Origin of the sequence: uncultured Xanthomonas sp. (assembly GCF_964278005.1) — a bacterium.
Taxonomy (GTDB): Bacteria; Pseudomonadota; Gammaproteobacteria; order Xanthomonadales; family Xanthomonadaceae; genus Xanthomonas_A; species Xanthomonas_A sontii.
Genome location: NZ_CAXYKF010000028.1, coordinates 91,392 through 113,649, shown reverse-complemented (window position 1 = coordinate 113,649; position 22,258 = coordinate 91,392). Strand labels below are relative to the sequence as shown.

General features: G+C 70.1%; 19 protein-coding genes. 11 read left to right on the top strand and 8 right to left on the bottom strand.

What is annotated here, in order from left to right:
- Positions 1-92: 92 nt before the first annotated feature.
- Positions 93-503 (top strand): Rap1a/Tai family immunity protein, encoded by a 411-nt coding sequence (locus tag ACHWVH_RS20465; RefSeq protein ID WP_267093589.1) that lies wholly within the window; start codon positions 93-95, stop codon positions 501-503.
- A gap of 170 nt (positions 504-673) precedes the next feature.
- Here the strand turns inward: ACHWVH_RS20465 and ACHWVH_RS20460 are convergent, their stop codons facing one another.
- The 5 genes from ACHWVH_RS20460 to ACHWVH_RS20440 form a co-directional block, all read right to left on the bottom strand.
- A complete protein-coding gene (locus ACHWVH_RS20460; protein WP_394687856.1) occupies positions 674-2,722 on the bottom strand; it encodes an FAD-dependent oxidoreductase in 2,049 nt (682 codons plus the stop codon).
- A gap of 495 nt (positions 2,723-3,217) precedes the next feature.
- Entirely contained in the window at positions 3,218-4,243 is a 1,026-nt protein-coding gene (locus ACHWVH_RS20455) for a zinc-binding alcohol dehydrogenase family protein (protein ID WP_295925459.1), read from the bottom strand.
- A gap of 42 nt (positions 4,244-4,285) precedes the next feature.
- Complete coding sequence (locus ACHWVH_RS20450; protein WP_295943118.1) at positions 4,286-5,320, bottom strand: aldo/keto reductase; 1,035 nt, start codon at positions 5,318-5,320, stop codon at positions 4,286-4,288.
- Positions 5,321-5,358: 38 nt separating this feature from the next.
- Positions 5,359-6,645 (bottom strand): SGNH/GDSL hydrolase family protein, encoded by a 1,287-nt coding sequence (locus ACHWVH_RS20445; RefSeq protein WP_394687855.1) that lies wholly within the window; start codon positions 6,643-6,645, stop codon positions 5,359-5,361.
- On the bottom strand, positions 6,642-7,892 hold the full coding sequence (locus tag ACHWVH_RS20440; protein WP_295925446.1) for an MFS transporter: 1,251 nt from the start codon (positions 7,890-7,892) through the stop codon (positions 6,642-6,644). Before ACHWVH_RS20440 ends, ACHWVH_RS20445 begins: the two co-directional genes overlap by 4 nt.
- Before the next feature lie 99 nt (positions 7,893-7,991).
- On the opposite strand from ACHWVH_RS20440, the gene ACHWVH_RS20435 reads away from it, so the two are divergent.
- The 4 genes from ACHWVH_RS20435 to ACHWVH_RS20420 all read left to right on the top strand — a co-directional run bounded on the left by ACHWVH_RS20435 (position 7,992) and on the right by ACHWVH_RS20420 (position 11,938).
- Positions 7,992-8,903, top strand: coding sequence for a LysR family transcriptional regulator (locus ACHWVH_RS20435; protein WP_394687854.1), 912 nt, complete (start codon positions 7,992-7,994; stop codon positions 8,901-8,903).
- Between the two features lie 277 nt (positions 8,904-9,180).
- Complete coding sequence (locus ACHWVH_RS20430; RefSeq protein ID WP_160966123.1) at positions 9,181-10,278, top strand: OmpA family protein; 1,098 nt, start codon at positions 9,181-9,183, stop codon at positions 10,276-10,278.
- A gap of 282 nt (positions 10,279-10,560) precedes the next feature.
- Positions 10,561-11,055 carry a hypothetical protein gene (locus ACHWVH_RS20425; RefSeq protein ID WP_152236546.1) on the top strand — a complete coding sequence of 165 codons (495 nt, stop codon included), beginning with the start codon at positions 10,561-10,563 and terminating at the stop codon, positions 11,053-11,055.
- A 40-nt stretch (positions 11,056-11,095) separates the two neighbouring features.
- Complete coding sequence (locus ACHWVH_RS20420; RefSeq protein WP_394687853.1) at positions 11,096-11,938, top strand: pseudouridine synthase; 843 nt, start codon at positions 11,096-11,098, stop codon at positions 11,936-11,938.
- On the opposite strand, the gene ACHWVH_RS20415 is transcribed toward ACHWVH_RS20420, so the two are convergent.
- Positions 11,889-12,281 (bottom strand): HNH endonuclease, encoded by a 393-nt coding sequence (locus ACHWVH_RS20415; protein ID WP_148829682.1) that lies wholly within the window; start codon positions 12,279-12,281, stop codon positions 11,889-11,891. The genes ACHWVH_RS20420 and ACHWVH_RS20415 overlap by 50 nt on opposite strands.
- 1 nt (position 12,282) lies before the next feature.
- Positions 12,283-13,485: a glycine C-acetyltransferase gene (gene kbl, locus ACHWVH_RS20410; RefSeq protein WP_267108597.1), complete on the bottom strand. Its 1,203-nt coding sequence runs from the start codon at positions 13,483-13,485 to the stop codon at positions 12,283-12,285.
- Positions 13,486-13,678: 193 nt separating this feature from the next.
- Here kbl and ACHWVH_RS20405 point away from each other — a divergent pair, with 193 nt between their 5' ends.
- The 5 genes from ACHWVH_RS20405 (at position 13,679) to ACHWVH_RS20385 (ending at position 18,809) form a co-directional block, all read left to right on the top strand.
- Entirely contained in the window at positions 13,679-14,701 is a 1,023-nt protein-coding gene (locus ACHWVH_RS20405) for a sulfate ABC transporter substrate-binding protein (protein ID WP_267084692.1), read from the top strand.
- Positions 14,702-14,705: 4 nt separating this feature from the next.
- Entirely contained in the window at positions 14,706-15,806 is a 1,101-nt protein-coding gene (locus ACHWVH_RS20400; protein ID WP_343229592.1) for an ABC transporter permease subunit, read from the top strand.
- Entirely contained in the window at positions 15,806-16,762 is a 957-nt protein-coding gene (gene cysW, locus ACHWVH_RS20395) for a sulfate ABC transporter permease subunit CysW (protein ID WP_295925499.1), read from the top strand. Before ACHWVH_RS20400 ends, cysW begins: the two co-directional genes overlap by 1 nt.
- Before the next feature lie 7 nt (positions 16,763-16,769).
- Positions 16,770-17,810, top strand: a complete 1,041-nt coding sequence (locus ACHWVH_RS20390) for a sulfate/molybdate ABC transporter ATP-binding protein (protein ID WP_279362748.1) — start codon at positions 16,770-16,772, stop codon at positions 17,808-17,810.
- A 300-nt stretch (positions 17,811-18,110) separates the two neighbouring features.
- Positions 18,111-18,809 (top strand): TorF family putative porin, encoded by a 699-nt coding sequence (locus tag ACHWVH_RS20385; RefSeq protein ID WP_152244630.1) that lies wholly within the window; start codon positions 18,111-18,113, stop codon positions 18,807-18,809.
- A gap of 89 nt (positions 18,810-18,898) precedes the next feature.
- Here ACHWVH_RS20385 and tdh read toward each other — a convergent pair whose 3' ends face one another.
- The gene (tdh, locus tag ACHWVH_RS20380) at positions 18,899-19,930 is read right to left on the bottom strand and encodes an L-threonine 3-dehydrogenase (RefSeq protein WP_026144006.1); all 1,032 of its coding nucleotides are present in this window, start codon (positions 19,928-19,930) and stop codon (positions 18,899-18,901) included.
- 151 nt (positions 19,931-20,081) lie between these two features.
- Here tdh and ACHWVH_RS20375 point away from each other — a divergent pair, with 151 nt between their 5' ends.
- The gene (locus ACHWVH_RS20375; protein WP_394687852.1) at positions 20,082-22,241 is read left to right on the top strand and encodes a S46 family peptidase; all 2,160 of its coding nucleotides are present in this window, start codon (positions 20,082-20,084) and stop codon (positions 22,239-22,241) included.
- Positions 22,242-22,258 lie beyond the last annotated feature (17 nt).

Genomic DNA, 22,258 nt, shown 5'->3' with positions numbered 1-22,258 from the left:
GCTTATAGCCGCGCGATGCGACAGCACCAAGTCCGCCGCGCCGGCTTGCTAGGATCGAAGGCGCTGGTCCCCGTCGTTCGAGGAGTTCGCCGATGTCGCTGTCATGGTCATGGCCCCGGTTGCTGTGCCTGTGTCTTGCCGCCTTCGCTGCGCCTGCCGTCGCGTCCGTGGCCGCGCGCCCGCAGGCGGTGTATCAGCTGTCCGCCGCCGACCTGTTGCGTCTGCTGCGCGGCGATGCGCAGGCCGCGGCGACGCCGCTCGCCGGCAGCGCCGAGCAACGCCGCGCGCAGGCCGGCGCGCTGGCGCGGCTGTACATCGCCGGCGTCGCCGACGCCAGCGAAGGCAGACAGTGGTGCGCCGGCGCGCAGGGCGTGCTGACGCACGAACTGGTCGATCGCGTGTTCACCGCGCTCGCCGCGCTGCCGCCGGCGCAGTTGCGGCAGCGCGCCGCGGTTCCGGTGGAGCAGGCGCTGCACGACGCGTTCCCCTGCGCGGCGCGTTGAGCGTCATAGGCCCGTCGGTGACGGGCGCCGGGCGTGACTGCTGCGGGCGACCTGGGCTTGCGCGTGCCGGGATCCAGAGCGATCGCCGACTGTGCCCGACAGAGCGCCGCGTGCCTCGACGCGACGCTGCCCGCGATGGTCGCCGATGGCCGACCAGGTCAGCGCACGCCCTACAACTGCGCCGCCAGCCGGCTGCCCTGGGCGATGGCGCGCTTGGCGTCCAGTTCGGCGGCGACATCGGCACCGCCGATCAGGTGCGCGCTGCGGCCGGCGGCCTGCAGCGCCGCCTGCAGGTCGCGCCGCGGTTCCTGGCCGGCGCAGACCACCACCGTGCCCACCGGCAACAGTTGCTCGGCGCCGTCCACGCGGATGCGCAGGCCGCTGTCGTCCACGCCCAGGTATTCGACGCCGCCGAGCATGGTCACGCCCTTGGCCTTGAGCGTGGCGCGATGGATCCAGCCGGTGGTCTTGCCCAGCCGCGCGCCGGGCCGGCCCGGGCTGCGCTGCAGCAGCCACACGCTGCGCGCCGGCGGCTCCGGGCGTGGCTTGCACAGCGCGCCACGGCCTTCGAATTGCGGGTCCACGCCCCACTCGGCCATCCAGCGCGCCGGGTCCAGCGCGGTCGACTCGCCGGCGTGCACCAGGAACTCGCCGACATCGAAGCCGATGCCGCCGGCGCCGATGATCGCGACCTTGTCCGCGGCCTGCACCCGGCCCTGCAGCACGTCCAGATAGCTGACCACACTGGGATGGTCGGCGCCGGGGAAATCCACCGTGCGCGGCACGATGCCGGTGGCTAGCACCACCTCGTCGAAGTCGGCCAGCAGGGCCGCATCGGCGGTGGTCTGCAGGCGCAGTTCCACGCCGGTAGCGTCGAGTTGGTGGCGGAAGTAGCGCAGCGTCTCGTGGAATTCCTCCTTGCCGGGAATCCGCTTGGCCACGTTGAACTGGCCGCCGATCTCGCTGGCGCTGTCGAACAGGGTGACGCGGTGGCCGCGCTGCGCGGCCACGGTGGCGCCGGCCAGGCCGGCCGGGCCTGCGCCGACCACGGCGATGCGCTTGGGCGCGCGGGTCGGCAGGTAGTTCAGTTCGGTCTCGGCGGCCGCGCGGGGATTGACCAGGCAACTGGCGGTCTTGTTCTCGAACACGTGGTCCAGGCAGGCCTGGTTGCAGGCGATGCAGGTGTTGATCGCCTGCGCCTGGCCGCGCTGCGCCTTGTTCGCCCATTCCGGGTCGGCCAGCAGCGGCCGCGCCAGCGACACCATGTCGGCGCCGCCGCCGGCCAGGATGCGCTCGGCCACGTCGGGCATGTTGATGCGGTTGGTGGCGATCAGCGGCAGCCGCACGTGCGGCTTGAGCTTGGCGGTCACCGCGGCGAAGGCCGCGCGCGGCACCGAGGTGGCGATGGTCGGCACGCGTGCTTCGTGCCAGCCGATGCCGGAGTTGATGAGGGTCGCGCCGGCGGCCTCGATCGCCTGCGCCTGCAGCACGATCTCCTGCCAGTCGCTGCCGTCCTCGACCAGGTCCACCAGCGACAGCCGGTAGACGATGATGAAGTCCGGCCCGCAGGCGGCGCGGATGCGGCGCACGATCTCCACGGCGAAGCGCATGCGCTTGGCCGCGTCGCCTCCCCAGGCGTCATTGCGGCGGTTGCTGCGCGGGGCGATGAACTCGTTGATCAAATAGCCTTCCGAGCCCATCACCTCGACGCCGTCGTAGCCGGCCTCGCGCGCCAGCCTGGCGGCGTGCGCGTAGGCGTCGATCTGGCGCTCGACGCCGCGCGCCGACAGTGCGCGCGGGGTGAACGGGTTGATCGGCGCCTTGAGCTTCGACGGTGCCACCGACAGGGGGTGGTAGGCGTAGCGCCCGGCGTGCAGCAGTTGCAGGCAGATCTTGGCGCCATGCGCGTGCACCGCGGCGGTCACCTGCCGGTGCGGGCGCACTTCCCATGGCCAGGACAGCTTGCCGCCAAACGGTTTCAGCCAGCCGACCACGTTCGGTGCGAAGCCGCCGGTGACGATCAGGCCGACGCCGCCGGCGGCGCGCTCGGCGAAGTACGCGGCCAGCTTGGGGAAGTCGCGGGCGCGGTCCTCCAGGCCGGTGTGCATGGAGCCCATCAGGATGCGGTTGCGCAGCTGGGTGAAGCCCAGGTCCAGCGGGGCGAACAGGTGCGGGTAGGCGGTGGGGGTGGGGTCGGGCTGGCCGGGGGCGGGCGACATGGCGTGGATACGCAGGCGTACGGAAGGGCGCAGGGTGCCGTGAAACCTGGCTGGCGGCAAGAGGGGTGTTGGCTTTACGTGCCGTTCCTTGCCTTACGGTGAGGTTGAGGTTGCACTCGTTCTGGCGCTGCGATTTGAAGCATGAAGCTTTGAATCAAGAGCAAAAGCTTCCGCTGGCGCGGGTCACTTTTCTTTGCTTGTGCAAAGAAAAGTAACCAAAAGAAAGCACACCCCGCAGCGCGCCTTCCGCGCTAACGCGCTCCAGGTTCGCAGCCACGTCGGGCATTTTCCGATGGCACATCCATGTGCCGGCGGAAAACGACGCGCATCCTGCGCGTCGCCCTTCGGGTATTCGCCCGCCGTGTCTGCCGCGCCGAGGGGACCCGGTAGATCAAGAGCACAACAAAGACAGAAGCACAGCAAGAGCAACAGCAAATCGGGAGCGATTACGGCCGGCGGGGCGGCCACGCTAATGCTTGGTCACCGCGCCGCCGTTCAGCCGCCCCAGCCGACCAGCGCCAGTTTGCCGATGGTGCTGCCCGACTCCAGGCGGCGGTGCGCCTCGCGCAGGGTGGTGGCGTTGATCGGGCTCAGGGTCTCGGTCAGGGTGGTACGCAGTTCGCCGGCGTCCACCAGGCTGGCAGTGCGCGCCAGGATGCGGTGCTGTTCGATCATGTCCTCGGTGCGGAACCGGGCGCGCGCGAACATCATTTCCCAATGGATGCCGATGCACTTGGCCTTGTACGGGTCGCCGATGTGCAGCGGACCGCTCGGCTCGACGATCAGGCCGACGTGGCCCTGCGGCGCCAGCAGCTCGCCCAGCGCCTGCCAGTAGCGGTCGGTGTCGGCCAGGTTCAACGCGGCGTCCACCTGGTCGATGCCCAGTGCCTGCAGCTGCGGCGCCAGCGCCTGGCGATGGTCGATGACGTGGTGCGCGCCGAGTTGCAGGCACCAGTCGCGGGTCTGCGGCCGCGAGGCGGTGGCGATCACCTCGAAGCCGGCATGCCGCGCCAACTGGATCGCGATCGAGCCGACCCCGCCGGCGCCGCCGATCACCAGCAGGCGGCGGCCGCGGTTGTGTTCGTCGTCGAAGTCGAACGGCATGCGCTGGAACAGCAGCTCCCAGGCGGTCAGGGTGGTCAGCGGCAGCGCCGCGGCCTGGGCGAAGTCCAGCGTGGCCGGCTTGCGCGCGACGATGCGCGCATCCACCAGTTGGTATTGCGCGTTGCTGCCGGCGCGGGTGATGTCGCCGGCGTAGTAGACCTCGTCGCCCGGCTCGAAACCGTCGACCTCGGGCCCGACCGCCTCGACCACGCCGGCGGCGTCGTAGCCCAGCACCTTGGGCTGGCCGTCGCTCGCGCCCTTGGCGCGGACCTTGGTGTCCACCGGATTGACCGACACCGCCTCCACCCGCACCAGCAGGTCGTGGCCGGCGGGCGCGGGGGGCGTCGGCAGGTCGAGGTCGTGCAGCGACTGCGGATCGTCGATCGGCAGGGGATGGAGGGTGGCGACCGCTTTCATGGAGGCTCCTGGACGTGAAGGAAAGGAGGGCACGGCCGCGGCTCAGACCGGCCGCGGGTTGCGCTCGGCGAAGCCGCGCTGGTGCCAGTACGGATACGCCGGTACCGCCGCGCTGGCCGCATCCAGCTGTTGCACGTGGGCGGGATCGAGGGTCCAGCCGACCGCCCCCAGATTCTGCCGCAACTGGTCTTCGGTCCGTGCGCCAATGATCACGCTGCTGACCGTCGGTCGCTGCAACAGCCAATTCAGTGCGATCTGCGGCACGCTGCGGCCGGTTTCGGCGGCGATGGCTTCCAGGGCGTCGATCACCCGGTACAGGCGCTCTTCCTCCACCGGCGGCCCGGCCTCGGTGACCGCCTTGTCGTGCAGGCGGCTGCTTTCCGGCAGCGGCTGGCCGCGGCGCAGCTTGCCGGTCAGCCGGCCCCAGCCCAGCGGGCTCCACACCAGCGCGCCCACGCCCTGGTCCAGGCCCAGCGGCATCAGTTCCTCCTCGTAGTCGCGCCCGATCAGCGAGTAATAGGCCTGGTGCCCGACATAGCGCGACCAGCCGTGGCGGTCGGCCGCCGCCAGCGACTTCATCAAGTGCCAGCCGGAGAAGTTGGACACGCCCAGGTAGCGGATCTTGCCGGCGCGTACCAGGTCGTCGAGCGTGGACAGGGTTTCCTCCACCGGCGTGTGCGCGTCGAAGCCGTGCAACTGGAACAGGTCGAGATAGTCCGTGCCCAGGCGGGTCAGCGCCGCTTCCACCGCGCGGACCAGGTGGAAGCGCGAGGAACCGACGCTGTTGGCTGCGGCGCGGTCGAAGCGGAAGCCGGCCTTGGTCGACAGCAGCACCTGGTCGCGGCGGCCCTTGATCGCGGCGCCCAGCACCGATTCGGCGGCGCCGCCGGAGTAGACGTCGGCACTGTCGAACAGGGTGACGCCGGCCTCCAGGCAGATGTCGATCAGGCGCCGCGCCTGGTCCACGTCCGAGTTGCCCCAGGTGGCGAAGAAGGGATCGGTGCCGGCGAAGGTGCCGGTGCCAAAGCTGAGCACGGGGACCTTGAAGCCGGACGCGCCGAGATGACGGTATTCCATGGAACACTCCTGATGGTGGGGAAGGGGGAGAGAAGGCGTCAGCGCGCCGCGGCGGCGGCGTCGACCGCGTCCGCAGTGGCGTGAGCGGGAGGGCGCGCGGTTGCGTCGGCGCCGAGCAACTGCGCAGCGGCCTCGGCCATGGCTGCGTAGCCGGCATCACCGGGGTGCAGGTGGTCGCCCGAGTCGAATTCCGACCGCATCCGCGCCGGGTGCGCGGGGTCGCGCAGCAGTGCATCGAAATCCAGGATCGCGTCGAAGCCGTTGCCCGCGCGCAGCCAGGCATTGACCTGCTGGCGCACGGCCTCCTTCTGCGGGCTGTAGTAGCCGGGGATCGGCGAGTCCGGCAGCGCGCCCTCGAACGGGGTGAGGGTGGCGCCGATCACCCGCAGGCCGCGCGCCTGCGCGCGCTGCAGCACCTGCCGGTAGCCGGCGATCAGGTCCTCGGCCGGCACCGGCGCATCGTCCGGCGCGAACGGCGTGGCGTACCAACTGATGTCGTTGATGCCCATCAGCAGGATCACGGTGCGCACGCCGGGCTGCGCCAGCACGTCGCGGTCCAGCCGCGCCAGCGCGTTGCGGCCCATGCGGTCGCGCAGCACGCGCCCGCCGGAGATGCCCGCGTTGAGCACCGCCACCCGCTGCGCGGCCAGCCGCGTGGCCAACTGGTCCGGCCAGCGCCGGTCCTGCCCCGGTGTCGAGGCGGCGCCGTCGGTGATCGAATCGCCCAGCGCCACCACCGCCCCGGCCGCATCGGCACGGCGCACCTGGATGCCGCTGACGAACAGCCGCACCGGCAGCGCCGTGGCGTCGGCCAGCGTGGCGTCGGCGGTGCGGTCGCCCGCGGCCAGCCATGCGCTCTGCAGGCCTTCCCAGTGGAAGGTCGACGGCGCGGTCGGCTGCGGCAGGTACAGGCTGATGCTGAGCCGGGCCAGGTCCGGCACGCTCAGCGCCACCGGGTCGCTGAGCGCCGGCGCGCCCGGCGGCACGGTCACCTCGGTCCTGCCGCCGAAGCGCAGCGGCCGTTGCGAGCCGGGCAGGGTCGCGGCGCCGTCGCCGGCCAGGGCCAGCGAGGCGGCGCCGATGTGCAGCGGCGTGTCGCCATAGGCGTTGCTCAGCTCCACCCGCACCTCGCTGCCACCCAGGCTGACCCGCGCCACCTGGCGCACGGTCTGCCGCCACAGGTGGAATGGCGTCTGTGTCGGGAACGGGAAGTCCGCGGCCCACAGCGGTTGCGGGCTGGCCTGCCAGGTCGCGATCCACTCGCGCGGCGCCGCGTCCCCAACGAGCGCCGCGCCCAGCAGCGCCGTCGCCATCGGCCGGCTCATGCCGCACCGCCTGCGGCGCAGCCTGCGCCGGTGCTGGCCGCAGGGCTGGCACCGGCCGGCGACAGCCGCAGCGCGCCCAGCGCCACCGCCAGCCCGGCCAGGGTCAGCAGCGCCGCCACCCAGGGCAGTTGCGACAGGCTGCCGCCATGGCCGAGCACCAGGCCGCCCAGCCAGGCACCCAGCGCATTGCCCAGGTTGAACGCACCGATGTTCAGGCTTGAGGCCAGATGCCGGCCGGCCTCGCCGGCCTTGCCCAGCACCCACACCTGCAGTGGCGCCACCGTGGCGAACGCGGCCACGCCCAGCAGGCCGATGCCCAGCGTCATCGCCGGCGCCGACGGCAAGGCCAGGGTCAGCGCCGCCAGCACCACCGCCAGCACGCCCAGGCTCAACGGCAGCGCCTGCCGCGGGCGGCGGTCGGCCAGGCGTCCGCCGAGCACATTGCCCACGATCATGCCCACGCCGAACACCAGCAGCAGCGGCGACACCGCACTGTCGGCCACGCCGGTGACCTGGGTCAGTAGCGGCTGCACGTAGGTGTACACGGCGAACACGCCGGCATAGCCCAGCACCGTCGTCGCCAGGCCCAGCAGCACCGGGCCGCTGCCGACCGCGCGCAGCTCCTCGCGCAGCGGCGGCGCCGGCGTGGCATCACGGTCGGCCGGCACCAGTGCGGCGATCACCACGGTGGCCAGGGCCCCGATCGCCGCCACCGCCCAGAACGTGGCGCGCCAGCCATGGTGCAGGCCCAGCCAGGCGCCGGCCGGCACCCCGAGCAGGGTGGCGACGGTGAGGCCGGTGAACATCGTCGAGATCGCCGAGGCCTTGCGCTGCGGCGGCACCAGGGTGGTGGCGACCACCGCGCCGACGCCGAAGAAGGTGCCGTGCGCCAGCGAGGTCACCACCCGCGCCGCCATCAGTGCCGCATAGCTCGGCGCCAGCGCGCAGGCCAGGTTGCCGGCGGTGAACACCAGCATCAGCGCCAGCAGCACGCGCTTGCGCGGCCAGCGCCGGCTGGCCACGGTCAGCAGCGGCGCGCCGAGGAACACGCCCAGCGCATAGCCGGAGATCAGCAGCCCCGCGGCGGGGACGCTGACCCGCAGGTCGGCGGCGACCTGCAGCAGCAGGCCCATGATCACGAACTCGGTGGTGCCGATGCCGAACGCGCCGGCGGTCAGCGCGTACAGCGCGAGCGGCGTGCGCCCTGCAGCGGGTTGCTGGGGAGGTGGAGCGAGCGAGGCGGCCATGCGGCGGCTCCGGAAGTGACGGGAGGACGGCAGCCTAGGCCTGCAGGTTCTCAGCAAAAACAGTAAAAATATTGAACGACTTTCAATGGAATCCACACAATGGACCGGATCGGCGATATCGCCCTGTTCCTGCGCGTGCTCGACCTCGGCTCGATCAGCGCCGCCGCGCGCAGCCTGGACCTGTCGGTGGCGGTGGCCAGCCAGCGGCTGCAGCGGCTGGAGCGCGCGCTCGGCGTGCGCCTGCTGCACCGGACCACGCGGCGCCTGCACCCGACCCCCGAAGGCCTGCAACTGGCCGAACAGGGGCGGCCGCTGGTCGAGGACCTGGAATCGCTGGCCGGCGGCCTGCGCCAGGCCGGCGTCGTCGCCGCCGGCACCCTGCGGGTGACGATGTCGGCGGCGTTCGGCCGCCTGTATGTGTCGCCGCTGCTGCCACGCTTCATGGCGCTGCATCCGCAGGTGCGGCTGAGCGTGCACCTGAGCGACAACGTCGTGGACCTGGTCAGCGAAGGCTTCGACCTGGCGATCCGCATCGGCACCCTGCGCGACTCCAGCCTGGTCGCGCGGCGCCTGGCCGGCAATCGGCGCATGCTCTGCGCCTCGCCCGACTACCTGCGCCGCCACGGCACTCCGGCCACGCCGGCCGACCTGGCCGCGCACGCCTGCCTGCTGCTGACCGGCAGCGACGGCCGCCAGGACACCTGGCGGCTGCAGGGACCCGAAGGCGAAATCGCCGTCCGCGTGGCCGGGCCGCTGGAGACCAACTTCGGCGAGGTGCTGCGCGATGCCGCGGTCAACGGCCAGGGCATCGCCCTGCATTCGGAATGGCACGTGGCCGAGGACCTGCGGCAGGGGCGGTTGCGTCAGGTGCTGGCCGATTACCCGCTGACCGAAACCGGCATCCACGCGGTGATGCCGCAGCGCCGGCTGGTGCCGCCGCGGGTGCGGGCCTTCGTCGAGTTCATGCAGGCCGAGTTGGCCGACCCGCCGCCATGGGCGCGGCCGCGGTGAGAACTGGGTCGCCCTGCCGGCCGTTGTCTACGACCGCAAACGGTCATCTCCGTGCCGCATTGCGGGATTTCATTAACCTGTATAGGGTGTATCCACGGCCTAGGAGGGGCTGGCGTTGACTTTCACATGTTACGTGCTCGTTAACGCCATCTTCACTATGCCGCGCATAATGTGCGCGGCGATGGCGTGCGGAAACGGCCGTCTGGATGTGACGAGACATCTGTACTGAACCATGCCTCTACCGGTTTCTATCTCCCCGAAACAAGGAGTTGTATTAATGAACAAGAAAATTCTCACCGCCGCGTTGCTGGGCGGTCTGGCCGTCGCCCAGGCAGCGTCCGCGCAGGAATTCGACGACCGCTGGTACCTGACCGGTTCGGCTGGTTTCAACTTCCAGGACAAGGACCGCACCACCAACGATGCGCCCTTCGTCACCCTGGGCCTGGGCAAGTTCATCAACCCGAACTGGTCGCTGGACGGTGAGCTGAACTATCAGAACCCGAACTTCGACAAGAACCAGGACCTGAACTGGAGCCAGTACGGCATCTCGTTCGACCTGCGTCGCCACTTCATCCAGGAAGGCCGCGGCTGGAACCCGTACCTGCTGTTCGGCCTGGGCTACCAGCGCTCGGAAGAAGAGTTCGACACCGGCGGTCCGGTCTCCCCGGGCCAGCGCAAGGACGGCAACTTTGCCGCCAAGGCCGGCGTCGGTCTGCAGACCACCTTCGACAAGCGCGTTGCCGTGCGTGCCGAAGTGGCCTACCGCGCTGACTTCGACGACCAGAGCGTTGCCGCTCCGTCGCAGAACTGGTTCGGCGACGTGCTGGCTTCGGTCGGCGTCGTGATCCCGCTGGGCCCGCCGCCGGCTGCCCCGGTCGCCCCGCCGCCGCCGCCGGCCGCTGCGCCGAGCTGCGCCGATCTGGACGACGACGGTGACGGCGTCAACAACTGCGACGACAAGTGCCCGAACTCCCAGCCTGGCCAGACCATCGGTCCGGACGGCTGCCCGGTGCCGGTGTCGATCGACCTGAAGGGCGTCAACTTCGACTTCAACAAGGCGAACCTGCGTCCGGACGCCGTGGCGATCCTGGGCGAGGCCACCGAGATCCTGAAGCGTTACCCCGACCTGCGCGTCGAGGTTGCCGGTCACACCGACTCGAAGGGTACCGAAGCCTACAACCAGAAGCTGTCCGAGCGCCGCGCCCGCGTCGTGTACGACTACCTGACCAAGAACGGCGTGGACGCTTCGCGTCTGGTCGGTCCGATCGGCTACGGCGAGAGCCGTCCGATTGCCCCGAACACCAACCCGGATGGTTCGGACAATCCGGAAGGCCGTGCGAAGAACCGTCGTACCGAGCTGAACGTCCAGAACTAATCGGACGCTTCCAGTCTCGAGCAAAGCCCGGCCTCGTGCCGGGCTTTGTTTTTGTGGGTGGGAAATGTATGTCGGTGTCGTTGTGGGAGCGGCTTCAGCCGCGATAGACGTCCCGGAAATGCCTGCCGCAGCTGAAGCCGCTTCTGCAGGATGCACAAAGCATTCAAGCTGAATTTTTTCAGCAATCCCAATTATTTAGCGCATGTAGTGCCGGTAACAGTTGAAAGCACGCCGGGGCCTGCCTACACTCGCTCGTCGACTCGCCTGAATGGAAAAAAACCGATGCTGCGTATCGTGACGGCCAGCCTGCTCGCGCTCGCCCTGATTCCTGCGGCCCATGCCGCACCGGATTGCTCCGGCGATCTGCTGCCCAAGCCGCTGGCGTTGCCGGCCACGGTCGCCGCGCCGGTCGCTTCGGAACTGTTCAGCCGCAACGTGCAGCTGGGCATGCCCAGCGGCGTGCTGACCCAGTCCTACAGCAGCGACCAGTCGCTGGACCGCGTGCTGCTGCGACTGCGCGCCGAAGGCTGCCAGAGCCTGGCCAACGCCACCCCGGGCGCGGTGAAGCCGAACGATCCGGCTGCCTACAAGCCGGCCACGGCCTTCGACAACACGCCGTGGCGGTTCGACATGAGCCAGAACGGCAAGCGCATGACCGCCGAGGAGTTCGACGCCTGGATGAAGGCGCGCGGCGTGCGCGTGGTCAAGGCGCGTCCGGCTCCGGCACCCGCCGCCGCCGCCGAGGCGCCGGCGCCGGCCGACGCCAACAAGCAGTAAGTCCGGCGCGCGGCCGCTCGCGGCCGCGCCCGTTCGCGCCGTGCGAGGGGCCAAGCCGCCGCGTTCCCGCCGTCCGGCGTCGTCCCCGGCGGCGCCCGCACGTCCGCGCCTGCCCGCGCGCAGCGCCGCCGCGCCGGCCGTGCCGCGCCACGGCCTGGCCCGCACCCTGTCCAAGCTGGGCCTGTGCTCGCGCACCGAAGCCGCGCGCTGGATCACCGCCGGCCGCGTCGCCGTCGACGGACGCATCGTCACCGATCCCGAATTCCCGATCCTGCAGGGCCGCCACCGGCTGGCCGTGGATGGCGCGCCACTGGCCGATACCAAGCGCCTGTACCTGATGCTCAACAAGCCGCGCGGGCTGGTCACCAGTGCGCAGGACGAGCGTGGCCGCGACACCGTGTACCGCTGTTTCGACGGTGCCGGCCTGCCGTGGCTGGCACCGGTCGGGCGCCTGGACAAGGCCAGCGAGGGCCTGTTGCTGTTCAGCAACGACCCGCAGTGGGCGGCGCGGGTCACCGATCCGGGCAGCGGCCCGGACAAGACCTATCACGTGCAGGTGGACGCGGTGCCCGACGCGGCGCTGCTGGCACGGATGTGTGCCAGCGTGGTCGACGATGGCGAACCGCTGCGGGCCAAGCAGGCGCGCCTGCTGCGCCAGGGCGAGCGCCATGCCTGGCTGGAAGTGGTGCTGGACGAGGGACGCAACCGGCAGATCCGGCGGCTGCTGGCCGCGCTCGGCCTGGACGTGCTGCGGCTGGTGCGGGTGGCGGTCGGCGACCTGGTGCTGGGCGACCTGGGCAAGGGCGCGTGGCGCGAGCTCAGCGCCGCTGAAGTCAGGGCGTTGGCGCCGGCGGCGGACGCCAGCGCGCCAGCCGCGCGCTGAGCAGGGCGGCGACCACCTCGCGGGCGCGCGCATCCTGCGGCCCACGCGCATCGTGGTGACGGCCCTTGGCGTGATTGCAGCCGGCGCAGGCCAGCGCCAGGTTTCGCGCATCGTTGGCATCGTCGCCGACCTGGGCGCACAGCGCCGCGGCGACGCGGCGCCCGAACCAGGCCTGCGGCACTACGTGTTCCAGCGTGCTGTGTCCGAGCGGTTCGCCGTCAGCGCGCAGGCGCAGGCGCCGGCGGCAATGCAGGCAGCGGGTCTCCCAGCCGTCCTCCAGCGCTTGCGCCTGGGCGTCGGTCTGCGCCGCCAGCAACAGCCGTTGGCGCAGCGCGGCGCGCATCTCAGGCGGCGAGTACGCCCAGTTCGCGGCCGATGCGGGTGAACGCGTCGATCGCCCGATCCAGGTGCTCGCGGGTGTGTGCGGCGCTGATCTGGGTGCGGATCCGCGCCTGGCCCTTGGGCACCACCGGGAAGAAGAAGCCGATGGCGTAGATGCCCTCCTCCAGCAGCCGCTCGGCGAAGCGCTGCGCCAGCGGCGCGTCGTACAGCATCACCGGGCAGATCGGATGGGTGCCGGGCTTGATGTCGAAACCGGCGGCGGCCATGCGCTCGCGGAAGTAGGCGGTGTTCTCGACCAGGCGCGCGCGCAGGTCGTCGGCGGCGTCGAGCATCGCGAAGGCCTTGATGCCGGCCGCGACCACGTGCGGCGGCAGCGAGTTGGAGAACAGGTAGGGTCGCGAGCGCTGACGCAGCAGTTCGATCACCTCGCGGCGGCCGGTGGTGAAACCGCCCAGCGCGCCGCCCATGGCCTTGCCCAGGGTGCCGGTGACGATATCGATCCGGTCCAGCACGCCCTTGACCTCGGCCGAGCCGCGGCCGCTGGCGCCGAGGAAGCCGGTGGCATGGCATTCGTCGATGTGCACCAGCGCGTTGTACTTCTTCGCCAGCGCGGTGATCTCGTCCAGCGGGGCGATGAAGCCGTCCATCGAGAACACGCCGTCGCTGGTGATCAGCTTGGTCTTGCAGCCGGCGGCGTCGGCCGCCTGCAGCTGCGCTTCCAGGTCGGCCATGTCGCAGTTGGCGTAGCGGAAGCGCTTGGCCTTGCACAGGCGCACGCCGTCGATGATCGAGGCATGGTTGAGCGCGTCGGAGATGATCGCGTCGTGCTCGCCGAGCAGCGGTTCGAACAGGCCGCCGTTGGCGTCGAAGCAGGCGGCGTAGAGGATGGTGTCCTCGGTGCCGAAGAACGTGGCGATCTGCGCTTCCAGTTGCTTGTGCAGGTCCTGGGTGCCGCAGATGAAGCGCACCGAGGCCATGCCGAAGCCGTGCGTGTCCAGCGCGTCCTTGGCGGCTTGGATCAGTGCCGGATGATCGGCCAGGCCCAGGTAGTTGTTGGCGCAGAAGTTCAGCACGCGGCGGCCGTCGGCGAGGACGATTTCCGCCGCCTGCGGGCCGACGATGATGCGCTCGGACTTGAACAGGCCCTGGGCGCGGATCGCGTCCAGTTCCTCGGCGTAGTGCTGGGTGAGGCGGGAGTCGGTCATGACGGGCACGCGCGGCGGAAAGAAGCGGCGATGTTACCGCGGCGCCCGCGCCGGCCGCGGCCGTCATGCACAAATGGCATGAGTCGCTGCCGGGAAGTCATTTCACCCGCCGCCTGCCGCTGCGCAGCATGCGTCATGGTCCGCGGCGGGTATCGGCCGCGGCGTCGGCCTGTGTGTTTTCGGAGAACCGCCCATGTCCAGCCTTCCGCCGCGCCGCTGGCGCCCGCTGCTCGCGCTCGCCTTGTGCGTGTTCGCCGGGGCCGCGGCCGCCGCCGAGACGCAACTGCTCAACGTGTCCTACGATCCCACCCGCGAGCTGTACCGGGACTACAACGCCGCCTTCGCCAGGCACTGGGCGCAACTGCATCCCGGCGAGCAGGTCGCGGTGGAGACCTCGCACGGCGGCTCCGGCAAGCAGGCGCGCGCGGTGATCGACGGGGTCGAGGCGGACGTGGTGACGCTGGCATTGGCTTACGACGTCGATGCGATCGCCGCCAAGAGCAAGCTGATCGATGCGAACTGGGCCACGCGCCTGCCCGACAACAGCGCGCCGTACACCTCGACCGTCGTGTTCCTGGTGCGCAAGGGCAATCCGAAGGGGATCAAGGACTGGCCCGACCTGCTGCGCAGCGGCGTGTCGGTGATCACGCCCAATCCCAAGACCTCCGGCGGCGCGCGCTGGAACTATCTGGCCGCCTGGGCCTACGCCGACCACATCTTCAAGGGCGACCGCGAGCGCATCCTCAACTACATGCGCGCGCTGTTCCGCAACGTGCCGGTGCTGGATACCGGCGCGCGCGGCGCCACCACCACCTTCGTCCAGCGCGGCATCGGCGACGTGCTGCTGGCCTGGGAGAATGAGGCGTTCCTGGCGCAGCAGGAACTGGGCCAGGACAAGTTCGAGATCGTGGTGCCGAAGCTGTCGATCCTGGCCGAGCCGTCGGTGGCGCTGGTCGACAAGAACGTGGACAAGCACGGCACCCGCGCGGTGGCCGAGGAATACCTGAAGTACCTGTACTCGCCGGAAGGACAGAAGATCGCGGCCAGACACTATTACCGGCCGCGCCATCCCGAGTACGCCGATCGCGCCGATCTGGCGCGGCTGCCGAAGGTGCGCCTGGTCACCATCGATCAGGCGTTCGGGTCCTGGGCCAAGGCGCAGGCCACGCACTTCGACGACGGCGGCCTGTTCGACCAGATCCAGGCGAGCAAGTGACGCGATGGTCGTGACCGCCGCCGCCGTTGCCTGCGCCCCGCGCCAGCGCCGGGTGATGCCGGGGTTGGGGCTGAGTCTGGGTATCACCCTGACCTGGCTGGGACTGGTGGTGCTGATCCCCTTGTTCGCGGTGCTGCTCAAGACCAGCGGGCTGGGCTGGGACGGCGTGTGGCGGGTGTGGAGCGAGCCGCGGGTGCTGGCGGCGTTGCGCTTGAGCTTCGGCACCGCGTTGGCCGCGGCCGCGTTCAATGCGGTGATGGGCACCTGGGTGGCCTGGGTGTTCGTGCGCTATCGCTTTCCCGGCAAGCGCCTGTTCGACGCGATGATCGATCTGCCGTTCGCGCTGCCGACCGCGGTGGCCGGCATTGCCCTGACCGCGTTGTACGGCAGCAACGGCTGGATCGGGCGCTGGCTGGAGCAGCCGACGCAGGCGCTGGCGGCCAGCCTGCCGACGCTGGCCTGGTGGTGGCCGCGGCTGGCGCTGCTGCTGGCGCTGGCGGCGACCGGCTACGCGCTGCTGCGGCGTAGCCAGGCGCTGCTGCCGGCACCGCTGCGTGTGCTGCAGCGCCTGCTCGGCACGGTCGCCGTGCTGAGCCTGGCCGCACTGGGCGTCGGCGGCCTGCTGATCGGCTATGTCGGGCTGATGCAGGTCAGCGGGGCGAGCGGGGTCAAGGTCGCTTACGCGCCACTGGGCATCGTCGTGGCGCTGGTGTTCGTGGGGCTGCCGTTCGTGGTGCGGATCGTGCAGCCGGTGCTGGCCGAGGCCGAGCGGGAACTGGAAGAGGCGGCGGCCACGCTCGGTGCCGGGCGCTGGCAGACGGTGCGCCGGGTCGTGCTGCCGACCCTGTGGCCGGCGGTGCTGACCGGATTCGCGCTGGCCTTCGCGCGTGGCGTCGGCGAGTACGGCTCGGTGATCTTCATCGCCGGCAACCTGCCCAATGCCACCGAGATCGCGCCGTTGCTGATCACCATCCGCCTGGAAGAGTTCGACTACGGCGGCGCCAGCGCGATCGCCGCGGCGATGCTGCTGTTGTCGCTGCTGTCGCTGCTACTGGTGAATGGGGCGCAGGCCTGGTTCGCGCGGCGCGGCAGGGCGGTGGCGTGATGGTGTCGGTCGTGTCCGCGCTGGCCGCGCACGTCCCCGGGCAGGCCGGTGCGGTCGCCGTCGCCGCGCACGTGCAGGCTTCGGTGGTCGACGAGCCGCGCTGGGTGCGTCGGTTGCTGATCGGCGGCGCGCTCGGCTTCCTGCTGGCGTTCCTGCTGCTGCCCTTGCTGCTGGTGTTCACCGAGGCGTTGCGCAGCGGCGTCGGCGTGTTCTGGCGCGCGATCTCCGATCCGGACGCGCTGGCGGCGATCCGCCTGACGCTGCTGGTGGCGGCGATCGTGGTGCCGTTGAACCTGGTGTTCGGCGTGGCCGCGGCCTGGGCGGTCAGCAAGCACCGTTTCCCCGGCAAGCGCCTGCTGGTGAGCCTGATCGACCTGCCGTTCTCGGTGTCGCCGGTGGTCGCCGGCCTGTTGTTCATCCTGATCTTCGGCCGCAACGGCTGGGCCTGGCCGTTGATCGACAAAGGCGTGTGGCTGCACCTGCCGCCGCTGGGCGACGTGTCGCTGCATCTGCCGCGCATCGTGTTCGCGCTGCCGGGCATCGTGCTGGCGACCACCTTCGTCACCTTTCCCTTCATCGCCCGTGAGCTGATGCCGCTGATGGAGCAGCAGGGCGACGACGAGGAGCTGGCGGCGCTGAGCCTGGGCGCCAGCGGTTGGCAGACGTTCCTGCGGGTGACCTTGCCGAACATCCGCTGGGGCCTGCTGTACGGCGTGCTGCTGTGCAGTGCGCGGGCGATGGGCGAGTTCGGCGCGGTATCGGTGGTGTCCGGACAGATCCGCGGGCGCACCAACACGCTGCCGCTGCATGTGGAGATCCTCTACAACGAATACGCCTACAGCGCGGCCTTCGCCTGCGCCAGCCTGCTGGCGCTGACCGCGCTGCTGACGCTCGCCGTCAAGTCCTGGCTGCACTGGCGCCACGGCGCGGCGCTGGCCGCCACTCACCGACATTGAGGTTGCAATGAGCATCCGCGTACAGCATCTGGGCAAGCGCTTCGGCGATTTCGCCGCGCTCGACGACGTCAGCCTGGACATCCGCCAGGGCGAACTGCTGGCGCTGCTGGGGCCCTCCGGCTCCGGCAAGACCACGCTGCTGCGGGTGATCGCGGGGCTGGAACATGCCGACCGCGGACGCGTGCTGATCCACGGCGAGGACGCCACCGCGCTGTCGGTGCAGGCGCGCCGGGTCGGCTTCGTGTTCCAGCACTACGCCTTGTTCAAGCACATGAGCGTGTACGAGAACATCGCCTTCGGCCTGCGCGTGCGCCGCGAGACGCGCTGGAGCGAGGCGCGCATCCGCGCGCGGGTGCAGGAGCTGCTGGCGCTGGTGCAGTTGCACGACCTGGAGCGACGCTACCCGGCGCAACTGTCCGGCGGCCAGCGCCAGCGCGTGGCGCTGGCCCGCGCGCTGGCGATCGAGCCGCGCGTGCTGTTGCTCGACGAACCGTTCGGCGCGCTCGACGCGCAGGTCCGCCGCGACCTGCGGCGCTGGCTGCGCGAGCTGCACGAACGCACCGGCCTGACCACGGTGTTCGTCACCCACGACCAGGAAGAGGCGCTGGAACTGGCCGACCGCGTGGCCATCCTCAACCGCGGCCGGATCGAGCAGATCGGCAGCCCGGCACAGGTCTACGAGCAGCCGGCTTCGCCGTTCGTCTACGCCTTCGTCGGCGCGGTGAACCGGCTGCCCGCGCGTCTGCACGACGGGGCGGTGCAGGTCGGCGGCCTGGCCTTGCCGGCGCCGTCGACGCCGCTGTCCAGTGGTCCGGTCGAGCTGTATGTGCGGCCGGAAGACCTGGCGCCAGGCAACGAGGGCTGGGCGGCGACGGTGCTGTCGATCCAGCGCAGCGGCCCGCGGCTGCGCCTGCGTGCGCAGTTGGCGCACGGCCACGACGAGGTGGAGGTGGAATTGCCGGCGGGCGAGGGGGCACCCGACTACGCGCCGGGCCAGCCATTGCACCTGCGCGCACGCCGTTTCGGGGTCTTCGCCCGGCCCGACTGAGGCGCCATTGCGCCCTGCCGATCGGCGACCGCCGCGCCTGCGCATTGGTGTGGTCAGCGGCTGCGTGCCCGGTCGCGGCCTGACCGCCACATCCGGACGGGGGCCTTCCCTGGCCGGCCGGCTCCCGCTGTCGGCGGCTCGCTGTGTCCGCGCTTGGCGCGAATCCGGGGTTTTGTGTCACGGCGTGGCATGCGCCGCGTGAAAAGTTGTTGCACTGCACGATCAAAGCAGTTAAAAAACCGTAAAGGCGCATCCGCCTCGTCGCTGCACCCTTCCTCGTCAACCCTAGGAGAATGACCGGTGAACAAGACCACTCTCGCCCTGGCCGTCGCACTGGCCGCTTCGCCGCTCACCGTCCTGGCCCAGGACGAGCCCACCTCGCCGATCACCGGCTCCTATGGCGTGGTCAGCGACTACGTGTTCCGTGGCGTCTCCCAGACCGACAAAGGCCCGGCGTTCCAGGCCGGCCTCACCTACACCTCGCCGTTCGGCCTGTACGTGGGCACCTGGGGCTCCAACGTCGATTTCGGCGCGGGCGATCCGGATTGGGAAGTGGACGGCTTCGTCGGCTACAACGTCGATTTCTCGCCGGACTGGAACTTCGACGTGATGGTCAACCGCTACGGCTATCCGGGCGCCGGCAAGTCGAACTACAACGAACTGATCACCAAGACCAAGTTCCTCAAGACCTACACCCTGACCGTGGCCTACACCGACAACGTGTACAACCTGGACCGGGACAGCTTCTACTACGCGCTGGACGGGAACTGGTCGCTGCCGCAGGGCTTCAGCGTCGGCGCGCACGTCGGCCGCACCACCTACGAAAGCGCGTTGACCGCGTACCAGGACTACACCGACTACAACGTCAGCGTGGGCAAGATGGTCGGCCCGCTGGCGTTGAGCGTGGGCTACTACGACACCGACAACAAGGGCGCGGCGAACTTCACCGAGCGCCTGGCCGGTCACCGCGTGGTGGTCTCGGGCACGATCGCGTTCTGATCGCATCGTCTCGTGAAACAACGAAGGGCGCCGCGAGGCGCCCTTCGTCTTTTTCGGCATCGCATCGCCGCGTAGCCGCGGCGCGCGCATCACCAGCTCAGCACGACCTTGCCGGCCTTGCCTTCTTCCATCAGATCGAAGCCCTTCTGGAATTCGTCGATGGTCAGCTGGTGGGTGAGCACCTTGCCCAGCGGGAAGCCGGACAGCACCAACTGGGTCATTTTGTACCAGGTCTCGTACATCTTGCGGCCGTAGATGCCCTGCACGGTCAGGCCCTTGAAGATGATCTTGTCCCAGTCGCAGCCGGCGCCGCGCGGCATGATGCCGAGCATGGCGATCTTGCCGCCGTGGTACATGCAGTCGAGCATGTCGTTGAACGCGCGCGGATTGCCGCTCATCTCCAGGCCCACGTCGAAGCCTTCCATGTGCAGGTCGGCCATCACGTCCTTGAGCGAGGTGTTGGCGACGTTGACCACGCGGGTCGCGCCCATGTCCGCGGCCAGCTTCAGGCGGAAGTCGTTGACGTCGGTGACCACCACGTTGCGCGCGCCGATGTGCTTGCAGATGCCCGCGGCGATGATGCCGATCGGGCCGGCGCCGGTGATCAGCACGTCCTCGCCGATCACGTCGAACTCCAGCGCGCAGTGCGCGGCGTTGCCGTAGGGATCGAAGAACGCGGCCAGTTCGGACGGGATCTGGTCGGGGATCGGCCACAGGTTGGAGGCCGGCATCACCATGTACTCGGCGAAGGCGCCGTTGACGTTGACGCCGATGCCGACCGTGTTCGGGCACAGGTGCGGACGCCCGCCGCGGCAGTTGCGGCAGTGGCCGCAGACGATGTGGCCTTCGGCCGAGACGCGCTGGCCGACCTCGTAGCCGGTGACCGCCGAGCCGAGTTGGGCGATGCGGCCGACGAACTCGTGGCCGATGGTCAGGCCGGGCTTGATGGTGCGCTGGCTCCACTCGTCCCACAGGTAGATATGCAGGTCGGTGCCGCAGATCGCGGTCTTTTCCAGCTTGATCAGCACCTCGTTGGGGCCGGGCACCGGCACCGGCACCTGTTCCAGCCAGATGCCCTTGGCGGCCTCGCGCTTGACCAGCGCCTTCATTGTTTGCGCCATGTCGGTGCAGATTCGATGGGAAGAGGGCGCGCAGTATAAGCGCCCGGCCGACGCGGCCATGTTGCGGCGCGGTCAGGGTGCCATTGGTCACGGTCCGGCCGCTTGATGACAGCCGTTACACTCTAACGTCTGTCATCAAGGAAGCTATTCGATGCGTTCGAATTCGTTGGCTGTCGCCATCGCCGCCGTGGCCGCCCTGTCCGGCGCCTCCGTCGCCCACGCTGGCGAGGGCATGTGGGTCCCGCAGCAGTTGCCGGACATCGCCGGGCCGCTGCAGCAGGCCGGCCTGAAGCTGTCGCCGCAACAACTGTCCGATCTCACCGGCGACCCGATGGGCGCGGTCGTCTCGCTGGGCGGCTGCACCGCCAGCTTCGTCTCGCCGCAGGGCCTGGTGGTGACCAACCACCACTGCGCCTACGGCGCGATCCAGCTCAACTCCACTCCGCAGAAGAACCTGATCCGCGACGGCTTCAGCGCTGCCAGCCAGGGCGCCGAACTGAGCGCGGGCCCGAACGCGCGCATCTACGTGCTCGACCGCATCACCGACGTCACCGCGCAGGCCAAGGCGGCGATGGCCGCCGCCGGCAACGATGCGCTCAAGCGCACGCAGGCGCTGGAGGATTTCGACAAGGCCCAGGTCGCCGCGTGCGAAGCCGATGCCGGCTACCGCTGCGAGCTGTACAGCTTCTCCGGCGGCAACACCTACCGCCTGTTCCGCACCCTGGAAATCCGCGACGTGCGCCTGGCCTACGCGCCGCCGTCGGGCATCGGCAAGTTCGGCGGCGACGTCGACAACTGGATGTGGCCGCGCCACACCGGCGACTTCTCGTTCTACCGCGCCTACGTCGGCAAGGACGGCAAGCCGGCTGCCTACGCCAAGGACAACGTGCCGTACCAGCCCAAGCACTTCCTGAAGTTCGCCGACCAGCCGCTGGGCGCCGGCGATTTCGTCATGGTCGCCGGGTACCCGGGGCGCACCAACCGCTACGCGCTGGCCTCCGAATTCGACGCCACCGCGAGCTGGGGCTATCCCACCAGCGCGCGCCAGTACCGCGACCTGATCGCGCTGGTCGAGCAGGCCGGCAAGCAGAACCCGGACATCCAGGTGAAGTACGCCGCGACCATGGCCAGCTGGAACAACGTCGCCAAGAACTACGAGGGCCAGCTTGAGGGCTTCAAGCGCATCGACGCGGCGGCCAAGAAGCACGCCGAGGAAGACGCAGTGCTGGCCTGGCTCAAGCGCCAGGGCGGCGAGGGCAAGGCGGCGCTGCAGGCGCATGCGCAACTGCTGGCGCTGGGCGAGCAGGCCAAGGCCACCCGCGATCGCGACCTGGTGCTGCGGCAGATGCGCCGCACCGGCGTGCTCGGCAGTGCGGTGTCCCTGTACCGCCTGTCGATCGAACGCGCCAAGCCGGACGCCGAACGCGAGCCGGGCTACCAGGAGCGCGACCTGCCCGAGATCGAGGGCGCGATGAAGCAGATGGAGCGCCGCTACGTCGCCGCCATGGACAGCCAGTTGCAGCGCTACTGGTTCGACCAGTACCTGAAGCTGCCGAAGGCGCAGCGCCTGCCGGCGCTGGACCAGTGGCTGGCCGGTGCCGACGCGCAGGCCGCCGCCACGCGTCTGGCCGGCACCCAGCTGGGCAATACCGAGGCGCGCCTGAAGTGGCTGCATGCCGACCGCGCCGCGTTCGAGGCCAGCGACGACCCGGCGCTGCGCTATGCGGTGGCACTGATGCCGACCCTGCTGCAACTCGAGCAGGACGAGAAGCGGCGTGAGGGCGAGGAACTGCTGGCGCGTCCGCGCTACCTGCAGGCCGTGGCCGACTACAAGAAGAGCCAGGGCGAGTTCGTGTATCCGGACGCCAACTCCTCGCTGCGCATCACCTTCGGCAACGTCAAGGGCTACGTGCCGAAGGACGGCGTGGCCTACACCCCGTTCACCACGCTGGAAGGCGTGGTCGCCAAGGACACCGGCGTGGAGCCGTTCGACTCGCCCAAGGCGCTGCTGGAGGCGGCCAAGGCCAAGCGCTACGGTGGGCTGGAGGACAAGCGGCTGGGCACGGTGCCGGTCAACTTCCTGTCCGACCTGGACATCACCGGCGGCAATTCCGGCTCGCCGGTGATGGACGCCCACGGCAAGCTGGTCGGCCTGGCCTTCGACGGCAACTGGGAGTCGGTGAGCTCGAACTGGGTGTTCGATCCGGCGATGACGCGCATGATTGCGGTCGATTCGCGCTACCTGCACTGGATCATGCAGGAAGTGATGCCGGCGCCGCGGCTGTTGAAGGAGTTGAACCTGGCCAGGTGAGCCGGGTTCCGGCGGGC